This is a genomic window from Enterobacter sp. LM3 (genome assembly GCF_046622475.1).
GTDB classification, from domain to species: Bacteria; Pseudomonadota; Gammaproteobacteria; order Enterobacterales; family Enterobacteriaceae; genus Enterobacter; species Enterobacter cloacae_P.
This window is the reverse complement of sequence record NZ_JBJURN010000015.1, coordinates 40748-54062: the sequence shown is the minus strand read 5'-3', so window position 1 is coordinate 54062 and position 13315 is coordinate 40748. Positions and strand designations below refer to the sequence as shown.

At 53.9% G+C, this 13315-nt stretch carries 12 protein-coding genes; 3 read left to right on the top strand and 9 right to left on the bottom strand.

The window, feature by feature from the left end:
* Nucleotides 1–37 precede the first annotated feature (37 nt).
* From fabG to yceD, 6 genes are all read right to left on the bottom strand, one after another.
* Nucleotides 38–772, bottom strand: a complete 735-nt coding sequence (fabG, locus tag ACJ9N4_RS15715) for a 3-oxoacyl-ACP reductase FabG (protein WP_182271026.1) — start codon at nt 770–772, stop codon at nt 38–40.
* 12 nt (nt 773–784) lie between these two features.
* A complete protein-coding gene (gene fabD, locus ACJ9N4_RS15710; RefSeq protein ID WP_182271025.1) occupies nt 785–1714 on the bottom strand; it encodes an ACP S-malonyltransferase in 930 nt (309 codons plus the stop codon).
* Between the two features lie 15 nt (nt 1715–1729).
* Nucleotides 1730–2683, bottom strand: a complete 954-nt coding sequence (locus ACJ9N4_RS15705) for a beta-ketoacyl-ACP synthase III (protein ID WP_182919791.1) — start codon at nt 2681–2683, stop codon at nt 1730–1732.
* Nucleotides 2684–2689: 6 nt separating this feature from the next.
* Nucleotides 2690–3724, bottom strand: a complete 1035-nt coding sequence (plsX, locus tag ACJ9N4_RS15700; protein ID WP_182274491.1) for a phosphate acyltransferase PlsX — start codon at nt 3722–3724, stop codon at nt 2690–2692.
* A 79-nt stretch (nt 3725–3803) separates the two neighbouring features.
* A complete protein-coding gene (rpmF, locus tag ACJ9N4_RS15695) occupies nt 3804–3977 on the bottom strand; it encodes a 50S ribosomal protein L32 (protein WP_003857964.1) in 174 nt (57 codons plus the stop codon).
* A 16-nt stretch (nt 3978–3993) separates the two neighbouring features.
* Nucleotides 3994–4515, bottom strand: a complete 522-nt coding sequence (yceD, locus tag ACJ9N4_RS15690) for a 23S rRNA accumulation protein YceD (RefSeq protein WP_182271023.1) — start codon at nt 4513–4515, stop codon at nt 3994–3996.
* A 141-nt stretch (nt 4516–4656) separates the two neighbouring features.
* On the opposite strand from yceD, the gene ACJ9N4_RS15685 reads away from it, so the two are divergent.
* Nucleotides 4657–5241 (top strand): Maf family protein, encoded by a 585-nt coding sequence (locus ACJ9N4_RS15685; protein ID WP_182271022.1) that lies wholly within the window; start codon nt 4657–4659, stop codon nt 5239–5241.
* Between the two features lie 100 nt (nt 5242–5341).
* Here the strand turns inward: ACJ9N4_RS15685 and rluC are convergent, their stop codons facing one another.
* Nucleotides 5342–6289, bottom strand: a complete 948-nt coding sequence (rluC, locus tag ACJ9N4_RS15680) for a 23S rRNA pseudouridine(955/2504/2580) synthase RluC (protein WP_411500605.1) — start codon at nt 6287–6289, stop codon at nt 5342–5344.
* Nucleotides 6290–6860: 571 nt separating this feature from the next.
* Here rluC and rne point away from each other — a divergent pair.
* Entirely contained in the window at nt 6861–9977 is a 3117-nt protein-coding gene (rne, locus tag ACJ9N4_RS15675) for a ribonuclease E (protein WP_411500604.1), read from the top strand.
* A 40-nt stretch (nt 9978–10017) separates the two neighbouring features.
* Here rne and ACJ9N4_RS15670 read toward each other — a convergent pair whose 3' ends face one another.
* Nucleotides 10018–11049, bottom strand: coding sequence for a LysR family transcriptional regulator (locus tag ACJ9N4_RS15670; RefSeq protein ID WP_411500631.1), 1032 nt, complete (start codon nt 11047–11049; stop codon nt 10018–10020).
* 16 nt (nt 11050–11065) lie between these two features.
* Here ACJ9N4_RS15670 and ACJ9N4_RS15665 point away from each other — a divergent pair, with 16 nt between their 5' ends.
* The gene (locus tag ACJ9N4_RS15665) at nt 11066–12280 is read left to right on the top strand and encodes an MFS transporter (RefSeq protein ID WP_182919788.1); all 1215 of its coding nucleotides are present in this window, start codon (nt 11066–11068) and stop codon (nt 12278–12280) included.
* Between the two features lie 77 nt (nt 12281–12357).
* On the opposite strand, the gene flgL is transcribed toward ACJ9N4_RS15665, so the two are convergent.
* Entirely contained in the window at nt 12358–13311 is a 954-nt protein-coding gene (gene flgL / locus ACJ9N4_RS15660; RefSeq protein WP_411500603.1) for a flagellar hook-associated protein FlgL, read from the bottom strand.
* Nucleotides 13312–13315: the final 4 nt, after the last annotated feature.

The window sequence follows — 13315 nt, the reverse complement described above, 5'->3', positions numbered from 1 at the left end:
CCATTCGCCCTAATAACGCAAATATTTTCGATCGTGATTAAACCATGTACATTCCGCCGTTGACGTGGAGGGTTTCACCAGTGATGTAACCCGCTTCGTCAGAGGCTAAAAATGCAACCGCGCTGGCGATTTCTTTAGGGTCGCCAAGACGACCCGCCGGAACTGCCGCCAACGTACCCGCACGCTGATCATCGGTCAGCGCACGCGTCATGTCCGTTTCAATAAAGCCCGGAGCAACAACGTTTACAGTAATACCGCGTGACGCGACTTCACGCGCCAGCGACTTACTGAAACCGATCAGACCCGCTTTCGCCGCAGCGTAGTTAGCCTGACCAGCATTTCCCATGGTACCAACCACAGAACCAACAGTGATAATACGACCATGACGCTTTTTCATCATAGCGCGCATTACCGCTTTTGACAGACGGAATACAGATGACAGATTGGTTTCGATAATATCGTTCCACTCGTCGTCTTTCATTCGCATCAACAGGTTGTCGCGCGTGATCCCGGCATTATTTACCAGAATGTCCACTTCGCCAAACTCTGCGCGAATATTTTCCAGAACAGATTCGATAGATGCAGGTTCAGTCACATTCAGTACCAGACCTTTACCGTTCGCACCCAGATATTCGCTGATGGCTTTAGCGCCATTCTCGCTGGTCGCTGTACCAATCACTTTCGCGCCGCGCGCAACCAGTGTTTCAGCAATTGCACGCCCGATACCACGGCTTGCGCCGGTGACCAGTGCGATTTTTCCTTCAAAACTCATGGTATTCCTCTTTTATTGCGAGAGTGCCGCTGACATCGCTTCCGGCTCGTTAATCGCCGAGGCAGTCAGGGTGTCAACAATACGTTTTGTCAGACCGGTGAGGACTTTACCTGGGCCAACTTCATACAGATGCTCAACGCCCTGTGACGCCATAAACTCAACGGTTTTGGTCCACTGTACCGGGCTATAAAGCTGGCGAACCAGCGCGTTACGGATAGCTTCCGGCGCGGTTTCGCATTTCACATCGACGTTGTTCACAACGGAAATCGTCGGTGCGTTAAAGACAATTTTTTCCAGCTCAATGGCCAGTTTGTCGGCTGCTGGTTTCATCAGCGCGCAATGAGATGGAACGCTCACTGGCAGCGGCAGAGCACGCTTCGCACCTGCAGCTTTACAGGCGGCACCTGCACGTTCAACCGCTTCTTTATGGCCCGCGATAACCACCTGGCCCGGCGAGTTGAAGTTAACCGGAGAAACCACCTGGCCTTCGGCTGATTCTTCACATGCTTTCGCAATAGAGGCATCATCCAGACCGATGATGGCAGACATGCCACCCGTTCCTTCTGGCACCGCTTCCTGCATGAATTTACCACGCAGTTCGACCAGACGTACTGCATCAGCAAAGGCGATCACACCTGCACATACCAGCGCAGAGTATTCACCCAGGCTGTGACCCGCGAGCAGCGCTGGCGTTTTACCGCCCTGCTGCTGCCATGCACGCCACAGCGCAACGGATGCGGTCAGCAGTGCTGGCTGAGTCTGCCAGGTTTTGTTCAGCTCTTCGGCTGGGCCCTGCTGGGTCAACGACCACAGATCATAACCCAGCGCATCGGAAGCTTCACGGAAAGTCTCTTCGATTACCGGATAGTTTGCTGCCATTTCAGACAACATCCCAACGGTTTGAGAGCCCTGGCCCGGGAACACAAAAGCAAATTGCGTCATTTTTTAATCCTTATTCTAGAAACGAACCAGCGCGGAACCCCAGGTGAATCCACCACCGAAGGCTTCAAGCAAGACCAACTGGCCCCGTTTGATTCGTCCATCGCGTACCGCTTCGTCAAATGCACACGGTACCGACGCCGCAGAGGTGTTGCCGTGGCGATCCAGCGTCACGACAACGTTATCCATCGGCATGCCCAGCTTTTTAGCGGTCGCAGTGATGATACGCAGGTTCGCCTGATGCGGTACCAGCCAGTCGAGCGCAGAGCGTTCAAGGTGATTCGCTTCCAGCGTTTCATCGACAATATGTGCAAGCTCGGTCACCGCCACCTTGAATACCTCATTACCTGCCATTGTCAGGTGGATTGAGTTCTCCGGATTAACGCGATCGGCGTTAGGCAGTGTCAACAGCTCGCCGTAGCTACCGTCGGCATGCAAATGCGTGGAGATGATGCCCGGCTCTTCGGACTGGCCCAGCAACACTGCGCCCGCACCATCACCAAAAATAATGATCGTACCACGATCGGTTGGATCGCAGGTACGTGCCAGCACGTCAGCACCGATCACCAGCGCATACTTTACTGCGCCAGATTTGACATACTGATCGGCAACGCTCAGTGCATAGGTGAAACCTGCGCATGCAGCAGCAACATCAAACGCCGGGCAACCCTTAATACCGAGCATGTTCTGCACCTGGCATGCCGCGCTTGGGAAAGCATGCGTGGCGGACGTCGTGGCAACCACGATCAAACCAATTTGTTCTTTATCGATGCCGGCCATCTCGAGCGCACGCTGTGCCGCTTCGTAGCCCATAGTCGCAACGGTTTCATCTGGCGCGGCGATACGACGCTCACGGATACCTGTGCGCGTGACAATCCACTCGTCAGACGTATCTACCATTTTTTCCAGATCGGCGTTGGTTCGCACTTGTTTTGGCAGATAGCTGCCGGTACCAATAATCTTCGTATACATGTACGCTCAGTCACTTTTAGCTAATACAGATCCCAGGCGAGCGGCAATCCGCTGAGGGACTTGTCGCTGCACCGCCTGCACTGCCTGTTCAATCGCGACGGAAAATGCTCGCTGATTGGCGGCTCCATGACTCTTAATCACGATGCCGCGCAATCCTAACAGACAGGCGCCATTATACTGGTCGGGGTTGAGGTGACTGAATCGCCGCGTCAGGCTTTTTTGTAACCAACGCTTTAATAAAATCAGCCACCAGGACCTTTTTTTACCTTCTCCCTGGGTTTTCAGCAGAGAAAGAAACATCCGAACGACCCCTTCCATGGTCTTCAGCGTTACGTTTCCGGTGAAGCCATCACACACTAATACATCCGTTTTACCCGTCAGCAACTCATTGGCTTCGAGATAACCAATATAGTTGATGGAAGGAACCTGTTTAAGTAATTCGGCAGCATCACGAATACTATCCAGGCCTTTGGTCTCTTCTTCACCAATATTCAGCAACGCAACGCGGGGGTTTTTAATCCCGACCACATCTTCTGCCAGCACCGACCCCATCACGGCGAACTGAACCAGCATTGTACTATCACAATCGACGTTAGCACCCAGATCGAGCACCACCGTTTTGCCCTTTTGCTGGTGCGGTAACACCGTCACCAGCGCCGGGCGCTCAATGCCCTCAATAGGCTTGAGCAATAATTTCGACAGCCCCATCAGCGCGCCGGTATTTCCCGCACTGACGCAAGCCTGCGCTCGCCCTTCTTTCACCAGCTCCAGTGCTATTCGCATGGAGCTGCCACGGCTATTGCGAATCGCTTGCGATGGCCGGGCATCACTGGCAATAACTGACTGCGCAGGAATAATCTGCAGACGCGAACGTTGTTCGAAGTCAGCTTTTGCAAGTAATGGCGTGATTGTGTCGGGGTTACCGACTAAAAGAAGTGTGAGTTGCGAATTAGAATTCAGTGCCTGCAATGCTGCAGGCACTGTCACAGAAGGGCCAAAATCTCCCCCCATGACATCTAACGCCAGGGTTAGACGTGTCAAGGTATCGTCACTGCCTGGTTTGGTGTTTCCCCAGTGACCTGGGGAAATCCTCACTAAGCTTCATCACGCTTGCGCGTGATTACTTAGTGATAACCTTGCGGCCGCGGTAGAAACCGTCAGCAGTGATGTGGTGACGCAGGTGTTTTTCACCAGAAGTCTTGTCTACAGACAGGCTGGTAACTGCAGTCAGCGCGTCATGGGAACGACGCATGCCACGTTTGGAACGGGTTGGTTTATTCTGTTGTACGGCCATGGACCTTACTCCTCAATTACTTACGCTTTAAGCTGGCTAATACGGCAAATGGGTTTGGTTTTTGCGCTTCATCAGGCAGTTCCCCAAAGACCATGTCCGCCTCGGACACTTCACAGTGTTCAGAATCATGCACCGGAACTACAGGCAAGGAGAGGATAATTTCATCTTCTACCAGAGCCAGCAGATCGATTTCACCGAATTCGTTAACCTCAATCGGCTCATACGCTTCCGGGAGTGCCTCAGCCTGTTCGACAGAGCGAACCGGACTGAAACAATACGTTGTGTGAACATGTTGTACGAACGGTTTCCCGCAACGCTGACATTCGAGCGTTACCGTCACCTTTGCATCACCGGTTAATACGGCAAGGCGCTGGTTATCGATAGCGAACGACATGGAGCATTCCACATCACTGTCCACACTGACTACGGATTCGGCGATACGCTCAGCCTGATCGGAAGAATAGATCCCTTCATAATCGAGGCGTTTTTGAGCCGTACGAACCGGATCAAGAGTCAGGGGTAATTTTACCTTTTGCATAGGGCGCGCATATTAACTTTGTAACGTCATATAGTCAAAGAAAAAGGCAACCAGGGCTGCCTTTTGCCAATTATTCGCACACATTGCGGCCTGTAGTTTAAAATGGCTGGCATCGATACGCTATATCCTGGTGATAAAAATATGCCAAATCTGGTTCTCGCCTCCACTTCACCCTACCGCCGAATGTTGCTTGAAAAGCTCGGGATCCCGTTTGAATGTGCTGCACCCGACGTTGACGAGACGCCACAACCTGGCGAATCTCCACGCCATCTGGTGACCCGTCTGGCCCAGGAAAAAGCACAATCGCTTGCCGTACGTTACCCTGCACATCTGATTATAGGCTCCGATCAGGTTTGTGTGCTGGACGGAGAAATCACCGGCAAACCCCATACTGAAGAAAACGCCCGCCAACAGCTCATGCGAGCGCGCGGTAACATTGTCACCTTCTATACTGGCCTCGCGCTCTATAACTCTGCCTCCGGTCACCTGCAGACCGAGTGCGAGCCTTTTGACGTACACTTCCGCCATCTCAGCGAACAAGAGATTATCGACTACGTGCGCCGGGAACGGCCACTCAACTGTGCGGGCAGTTTTAAAAGCGAAGGGTTAGGGATTGCGCTGTTTGAAAAGCTGGAGGGACGCGATCCGAATACGCTGATTGGGTTACCGCTGATTGCGCTGTGTCAGATGTTAAGGCGAGAAGAGTATAATCCGCTGACGATGTGATTGGATCGCTGCGGCCTGATGCCCTCGCCCCGGCACTCTCCCACAGGACGAGGGAGCAAACATTAAAAACGGCAACATTCGTTGCCGTTTTACCTTTACCTTAACCGCGCAGAATTTTAAGACAGCGCTTCAACTGCTCATCCAGCGGCGCTTCAATACGGATAACTTCGCCCGTATTCGGGTGGGTAAACTTCAGCGCTGCCGCGTGCAGGAAAAGACGAGACAACCCCGTGCCCGCTAACTGCTTATCAAATTCACGATCGCCATAACGATCGTCAAACGCAATCGGATGCCCGGCATACTGGGTATGCACACGGATCTGGTGAGTACGACCGGTCACCGGACTACAACGCATCAGCGTGGCAAATTCATAGCGTTCTTCAACTTTGAATCGCGTTTCAGAAGGCTTGCCTTCCTGACTCACACGGACAATACGCTCGCCGCTTTGCAGAATATTTTTCAGCAACGGTGCCTGCACTACCTTAACGTGGGACTGCCACTGGCCGCGAACCAGCGCCAGATAATCCTTCTGCATCCCTTTTTCGCGCAGTTGTTCATGAAGAGAACGCAGTGCAGAACGCTTTTTCGCCACCAACAGCACGCCGGAGGTGTCACGATCAAGGCGGTGAACCAGTTCGAGGAAACGTGCTTCCGGGCGCAGTGCGCGCAGCCCTTCAATCACACCGAAGCTCAGACCGCTACCGCCATGCACAGCCGTGCCTGACGGCTTGTTCAGCACCAGGATATAGTCATCTTCATAGAGGATAACATCACTCAGGGCCGCCACTTTCTGTAGCTTCGGTGAAACCGCTTCTTCTTCGCGCTCGGCAACACGTACCGGCGGGATACGCACTTCATCACCGGCTTCGAGTTTATACTCAGGCTTCACGCGTTTTTTGTTAACCCGCACCTCACCCTTACGCAAGATGCGATAAATCATGCTCTTTGGCACCCCTTTCAGTTGGGTGCGCAAAAAGTTATCGATACGTTGCCCCGCGTAGTCATCCGCGATAGCAACCATTTTTACGGCTGGAGTCTCTGTTTTCATGGTTGGCGATTCTAAATATCGTCAGGCATTAGCGCCACTCATTTTTCTATGCTTATATTTACTTTTATCCGGCCTGCCCTCCGTTTCGCGCAATCGATTTGGTGGTTATTAAACCAATCACCGCGTTGAAGTGAAGAAACTGTGAGTAACCGGGTGATAATTGGTAAAAGTCATCTTGCTATAACCCGGCGAGCAGTGGAATAATGATGCCGTTTTCCGTGTTAAATCCTGGTTAAGTAAGGATACTGACGGAATGACCAATTTTGTCTGACCGATCATCCACGCAGCAATGGCGTAAGACGTATTGATCTTTCAGGCAGTTAGCGGGCTGCGGGTTGCAGTACTTCCCGGTATAAGGATTGTTTTCTGGAGAGTTTTCCCAGGCAATTCCCCTGATAATTGCGCTGTATTTCCGTATGAAATACAGGCAACCGACACTCTGCGCCTCTTAAGCGGGCGACAACCGTGAGGTTGGCGACGTGAATAGACACGAGGCCATCGGTTCATACCCCGGAAAGCGTCACCTTGCCCGCAGCTTTGTCGTCAATGTAAGAATAATGAGTAAGTTACGATGAAAAGAATGTTAATCAACGCAACTCAGCAAGAAGAGTTGCGTGTCGCCCTTGTGGATGGGCAGCGCCTGTACGATCTGGATATCGAAAGTCCTGGACACGAACAGAAAAAAGCGAACATTTACAAAGGCAAAATCACCCGCATTGAACCAAGCCTTGAAGCTGCATTTGTCGACTACGGTGCTGAGCGTCATGGTTTCCTCCCTCTGAAAGAAATCGCCCGCGAATATTTCCCTGCAAACTACAACTCTCATGGCCGTCCGAACATTAAAGATGTTCTGCGTGAAGGTCAGGAAGTTATCGTTCAGATTGATAAAGAAGAGCGTGGCAACAAAGGGGCCGCACTAACCACCTTTATCAGCCTGGCGGGAAGTTATCTGGTTCTGATGCCAAACAACCCGCGTGCGGGTGGTATCTCTCGCCGTATCGAAGGTGATGACCGTACCGAACTGAAAGAAGCGCTGGCAAGTCTTGAACTGCCGGATGGCATGGGGCTTATCGTTCGCACCGCAGGTGTAGGCAAATCTGCCGAAGCGCTGCAGTGGGACTTAAGCTTCCGTCTGAAGCACTGGGAAGCTATCCAGAAAGCTGCAGAAAACCGCCCTGCACCGTTCCTGATCCACCAGGAAAGTAACGTTATCGTACGTGCCTTCCGTGACTACCTGCGTCAGGACATCGGCGAAATTCTGATTGATAACCCGAAAGTGCTTGAGCTGGCCCGCCAGCACATCGCCGCGCTGGGTCGTCCGGATTTCACCAGCAAAATCAAACTGTACACCGGTGAAATCCCGCTGTTCAGCCACTATCAGATCGAATCCCAGATTGAGTCCGCCTTCCAGCGTGAAGTGCGTCTGCCGTCTGGCGGTTCTATCGTTATCGATACTACTGAAGCGCTGACCGCGATCGACATCAACTCCGCACGTGCAACGCGCGGTGGTGATATCGAAGAGACGGCCTTCAACACCAACCTTGAAGCCGCTGATGAAATCGCCCGCCAGCTCCGCCTGCGCGACCTGGGTGGTCTGATCGTTATCGACTTTATCGACATGACACCGGTTCGTCACCAGCGTGCGGTTGAAAACCGTCTGCGCGAAGCGGTACGTCAGGACAGAGCCCGTATCCAGATCAGCCACATTTCACGTTTTGGCCTGCTGGAGATGTCCCGTCAGCGTCTGAGCCCATCACTGGGTGAATCCAGCCATCACGTGTGCCCACGCTGTTCCGGTACGGGTACCGTGCGTGACAACGAATCTCTGTCTCTGTCTATTCTGCGTCTGATTGAAGAAGAAGCGCTGAAAGAGAACACCAAAGAGGTTCATGCCATTGTTCCGGTGCCAATTGCCTCCTACCTGCTGAACGAAAAACGTGCAGCGGTCAGCGCCATTGAAGCACGTCAGGGCGGCGTTCGCTGCATCATCGTACCAAACGATCAGATGCAGACCCCGCACTATCACGTGCTGCGCGTGCGTAAAGGTGAAGAGACGTCTACTCTCAGCTACCTGCTGCCGAAACTGCATGAAGAAGAGATGGCACTGCCATCCGATGAAGAACCTGCCGAGCGTAAACTGCCTGAGCAGCCAGCATTAGCAACCTTCATCATGCCGGAAGCACCGCCTGAAGCGGCACTGGAAAAACTGGCAGCAAAACCTGCGGCGCAAAAACCAGCGGCAGAAGTGGCAAAAGCACAACCTGAACAACCGGGTCTGCTGAGTCGCTTCTTCGGTGCGCTGAAAAAGATGTTTGCAGGCGAAGAAGTTCAGCCGGAGCAGCCAAAAGAGGCAACGAAAGAAGCCAAACCTGAGCGCCAGCAGGATCGTCGTAAACGCCAGAACAACCGCCGCGATCGTAACGACCGCAGTGACCGTAATGACCGTAATGAGCGTCGTGACAACCGTTCTGACAATAACGAAGGCCGTGAGCAACGCGAAGACAACCGTCGTAACCGTCGCGATAAACAACAGCAGAATGTTGAAGATCGTGAAATTCGCCAGCAGGCGGGCGATGAGTCTGAGAAGAGCAAACAGCGTGACGAGCAGCAGCCTCGCCGTGAACGTAACCGTCGCCGCAACGACGAGAAACGTCAGGCGCAGCAGGAAGTTAAAAACCTGAACCGTGAAGAACCTGTTGAACAGCAGGACACGGAACAGGAAGAGCGCACTCAGGTGATGCAGCGTCGTAAACCGCGCCAGCTGGCTCAAAAAGTCCGTATTGGTGGCCAGCCAGCGGAAGAGACTGCAATTGTCAGCGCGGAAGTGACCGAAAGTGCACCGAACATGCAGCTGGCTAAAGTTGATCTGCCTGCAGTGGTAGAAAACAACGTCGAGCAGGATGAAAACGGTGAAGGCCGTGATAACGCCGGTATGCCGCGCCGTTCACGCCGTTCTCCGCGCCACCTGCGCGTCAGCGGCCAGCGTCGTCGTCGTTACCGTGACGAGCGTTACCCGACTCAGTCACCAATGCCGTTAACCGTGGCGTGCGCGTCACCTGAAATGGCATCCGGCAAAGTCTGGATCCGCTACCCGGTTGCACGCCCGGAACAAATTGTTGAAGAGCAAGCGCTCACTGAAGAAGTGATTGCACCTGTCGCTGCCGTTGAAGATGTGGCCGCTGCAGCCGCAACAGTGGTTGAACCGCAGGTTGTCGACGCAGCAGCACCTCACGCTGTTGCAGTAGAAACGACCCATCCTGAAGTGATTGCCGCGCCGGTTGATGCTGCACCGCAGTTTATCGCTGCAGAAGACACGGTGGTGGCTGAAGAAGTAGCAGAAGAAGTTGAACCTGCCGCAGCGGTTGAAGAAACCACTGAAGCCGTGGCTGAAACTGCCGCTGCAGAAGTCGTTCAGGAAGCCGCTGTTGACGTTGAACCTGTTCGCGAAGCCCAGGAAGTGAAAGCGCCTGAGGTGAAACCAGAGCCGGTTGTTGCTGCCCCTGCGTCTGCACACGTTGCGACAGCACCTATGACGCGTGCCCCGGCACCTGAATATGTGCCAGAAGCACCGCGTCACAGCGACTGGGTTCGCCCTGCATTCAGCTTTGAAGGCAAAGGTTCTGCCGGTGGTCACAGTGCAACGCACCAGGCTACTGCGCCAGCTACCCGTCCGCAGTCTGCCGAGTAAATCGACATAATGTAAAAAGCCGACCTCCGGGTCGGCTTTTTTATTGCTCGCTGACGGGCTTTCTCATCCCGGCAATATCCGGCATCACCTGCTTCATCATCTCCAGGAAACGTCGCAAGCGTGCCGGGTAATATCGGGACCACGGATACACCAGATGGACGGGCAGTGCCGCTGGCTGCCATTCTGGCAGCAGATGAATTAAACGTCCTTCCCGGATATCCTCTTTTACCGTCCAGCTTGATACCACGGCGACACCCAGACCCGTCAGCACGGTATTACGCGCCACATGGAGGCTGTCAGTGCTCAAGCGCGGGGTAATGGCGATACGTCGTGGCTGCATCGAAAGACCGTCAAACAAATCCACATGCCGTTGATAAAAGGTGCTGATGGCAATCCAGGGAAGCACCAGAAGATCTTCCGGGGTGTTAACCGGGGGGAACTGCGCCAGCAACGCGGGTGATGCCACCACACAGCGCGGTACTTCAGCCAGCATGACCGACACCGTCGCGGGATCTACCTCGGCCCCGACACGGATTGCACAATCAAGATTATCGCTCAGAAAATCCACCGACTTATCATTCAGCATCCACTCGACGGACAGCTGCGGATAACGCTGTAAAAATTCCGTTAACGGTTTCAGAAGCTGATCCTGCCCAAAAGCATGCGGGGCACGCACCCGTAATACCCCAACAGGCTCATCCTCCGCCTGCCCGACTTCGTCTTCCAGCGCCAGCCAGCTATCAATCACACGTCTGGCATGCTGATAACAGCGCTCACCGTCGTCGGTGAGCTTGGTCGCATGGGTCGTACGCAACAGCAGGCGTGCCCCCAACAGGGTTTCCAGAGACTGCAAACGCCGGCTCACCGTGGCCTGGGTGGTAGAAAGCTGCCTTGCCGCCGCCGATAACGACCCGGTTTCCACGATACGCACAAAGGTGCGCATCAGCTCTACCCTGTCTATACGTTCAACTCGTTTCATATTTTCATCTGTCATACACCTAACGTATATGCGTTTTACCACCGGGCCGTCTACCGTCGCAAGACGTACTGATAAAAAATAGCCGCACACTATGACTGAGGAACGTCTTATGAACACAACAACTGCTCCCCACGCGGCAAGCCGCTGGGTGATTTTAATGCTGGCTCTGGGGGCTGGCTTCAGCGTGGCATCCATTTACTACGCACAACCGCTGTTGCCGCTGATGGGGTCAGACCTTCATCTGAGCATTGAAGGCATGGGGCTGGTTCCGACATTGACCCAGGCAGGCTATGCGCTCGGCATACTCTTCTTACTACCGCTTGGCGATCGCCACGACCGCAGAACGCTGATCCTGATTAAGAGCGTCGCCCTGGCCCTCTTCCTGCTGGGTTGTAGCCTGGCCGGACAATTGCACTCATTGCTGCTGGCAAGCCTGCTGATCGGGATGGCGGCAACAATGGCGCAGGATATCGTCCCTGCCGCCGCCATCCTCGCGCCGGAAGGGAAACAGGGTAAAACCGTGGGAACAGTGATGACAGGGCTGTTGCTGGGTATATTGCTGTCGAGAACCGTCAGCGGCGTGGCGGGTGAAGCTTTTGGCTGGCGCGTCATGTACCAGCTGGCAGCGGCAAGCATTGCGTTTGTCGGCGTGGCGATGTGGGCAGTCCTTCCCCGATTTGCCATCCACTCTACGCTCAGCTATCCCGCGTTGATGCGTTCAATGGAACATCTGTGGCGTCGTTATCCGGCACTGCGTCGTGCGGCGCTGGCTCAGGGGTTCCTGTCGATTGCCTTTAGCGCATTCTGGTCAACGCTTGCCGTTATGCTCTACGAACACTATCACTTCGGCAGCGCCGTGGCGGGTGGGTTTGGTATTGCGGGTGCCGCAGGTGCATTGGCCGCCCCACTGGCAGGGGGACTGGCGGATAAGCTGGGTGCAAGGAAAGTCACACAGCTGGGAGCCATGCTCGTCACCGCCGCGTTTGCCCTGATGTTTCTGATGCCCATTTTTGGTCTTCACGGACAACTCATTCTGATTGCCGTGTCCGCCGTCGGGTTTGATCTTGGTCTGCAGTCGAGTCTGGTGGCACACCAGAATCTGGTGTACAGCCTTGAACCTCAGGCCCGTGGACGCCTTAACGCTCTGCTGTTTACGGTGGTGTTTATCGGTATGGCGATGGGTTCTGCTTTAGGGAGCAATATCTATACCCTGGCGGGCTGGTCTGGCGTAGTGGCTCTGGCGACAGTGTGTGGTGTCATTGCACTGGCGATCCGTCTGACTGAAAGCACCCACATCACCTCTGCACCGGTAAAGGCCGCATAAAAAAATGCCCAATCCATTTACGGATTGGGCAGTCAGAATATGCCCAGTTTCAAGACATGTTCTAAGAGGTCAAGACTTTATTTATTCATCTGGAACAGCGACATACCTTGCATATCACTGAACGCTTTATAAGACGCCTTCAGGGCCGCCTGTTGCATGGAGTAAGACGAGATCACCGAGTTCCAGTCAACGTCCACCAGGTTACTCATCTGCTGAGTTTGCCCCAGCGCACGGTCATCACCCAGTGAATCCAGCTTGCCCAGTTCATCCAGTTTAATCCCCAGATCGGCACGCACGGTAAGCACGTTGTTCAGAGAATTGCTCAGACCACGGTTGGCTTTATCCATACTGGCCTTGAACGCATCCGCTTTGGTCTGATCATCGCCTACTGGCGTATTCAGTGCAGCAATGGCGGTATCCAGGATCTTAAACAGGTTAGTTTCCGGCGCGCTGCCATCCGGCTCTGGTTTCGCGTTGCTGGTAAAGCTGTCGAAAACTTCGGTTCCCGTATGGCTGATTTGCATCGTACGGGAGGCGTCAACCTGCTGGATAATTGGCGTAGTCCCGCCATTATAATTACCCGTGGTCTGGTCGAACGCCGCCGCTTCCGTTTTGTAACCGGCAAAGATGTAACGACCATTACCGTCCGTGCTGTTTGCCAGGTTCATCAGCTGATCGCGAAGACCTTTCAGGTTGGTTCCCAGCGAGGCACGGTCGTCGTCACTCAACGTTCCGTTACCCGCGTTCACAATTTTTTCCTGCGAGCTGATAATCGCCGAGGTCACCTGCTGCAGTACGTTCTCTTCCAGCGACACTTTGGTCGTTGCAAAGGTACGCGCCAGAGCATACTGGCTGTTCTGCGTTTGAGCCTGAGACAGCACAACGGCCTGAGAGGCGGCAATCGGATCGTCTGATGGGCGGTTTACCCGCTTACCGGTAGACATCTGCTCGCCGTAGCCCATCCAGAGACTTTGGGAGTTCGTCACTCCACGCATGCTCTGCTCATACATCATTTGAGTACTAATACGCATTTTT

Bases quoted from the DNA above. Each gene is read 5' to 3' on its own strand.
- rluC (WP_411500605.1), bottom strand. From the start codon at position 6,289: ATGAAAACAGAGACTCCAGCCGTAAAAATGGTTGCTATCGCGGATGAC.
- ACJ9N4_RS15705 (WP_182919791.1), bottom strand. From the start codon at position 2,683: ATGTATACGAAGATTATTGGTACCGGCAGCTATCTGCCAAAACAAGTG.
- ACJ9N4_RS15665 (WP_182919788.1), top strand. From the start codon at position 11,066: ATGAACACAACAACTGCTCCCCACGCGGCAAGCCGCTGGGTGATTTTA.
- yceD (WP_182271023.1), bottom strand. From the start codon at position 4,515: ATGCAAAAGGTAAAATTACCCCTGACTCTTGATCCGGTTCGTACGGCT.
- fabD (WP_182271025.1), bottom strand. From the start codon at position 1,714: ATGACGCAATTTGCTTTTGTGTTCCCGGGCCAGGGCTCTCAAACCGTT.
- rpmF (WP_003857964.1), bottom strand. From the start codon at position 3,977: ATGGCCGTACAACAGAATAAACCAACCCGTTCCAAACGTGGCATGCGT.
- ACJ9N4_RS15685 (WP_182271022.1), top strand. From the start codon at position 4,657: ATGCCAAATCTGGTTCTCGCCTCCACTTCACCCTACCGCCGAATGTTG.
- fabG (WP_182271026.1), bottom strand. From the start codon at position 772: ATGAGTTTTGAAGGAAAAATCGCACTGGTCACCGGCGCAAGCCGTGGT.
- flgL (WP_411500603.1), bottom strand. From the start codon at position 13,311: ATGCGTATTAGTACTCAAATGATGTATGAGCAGAGCATGCGTGGAGTG.
- rne (WP_411500604.1), top strand. From the start codon at position 6,861: ATGAAAAGAATGTTAATCAACGCAACTCAGCAAGAAGAGTTGCGTGTC.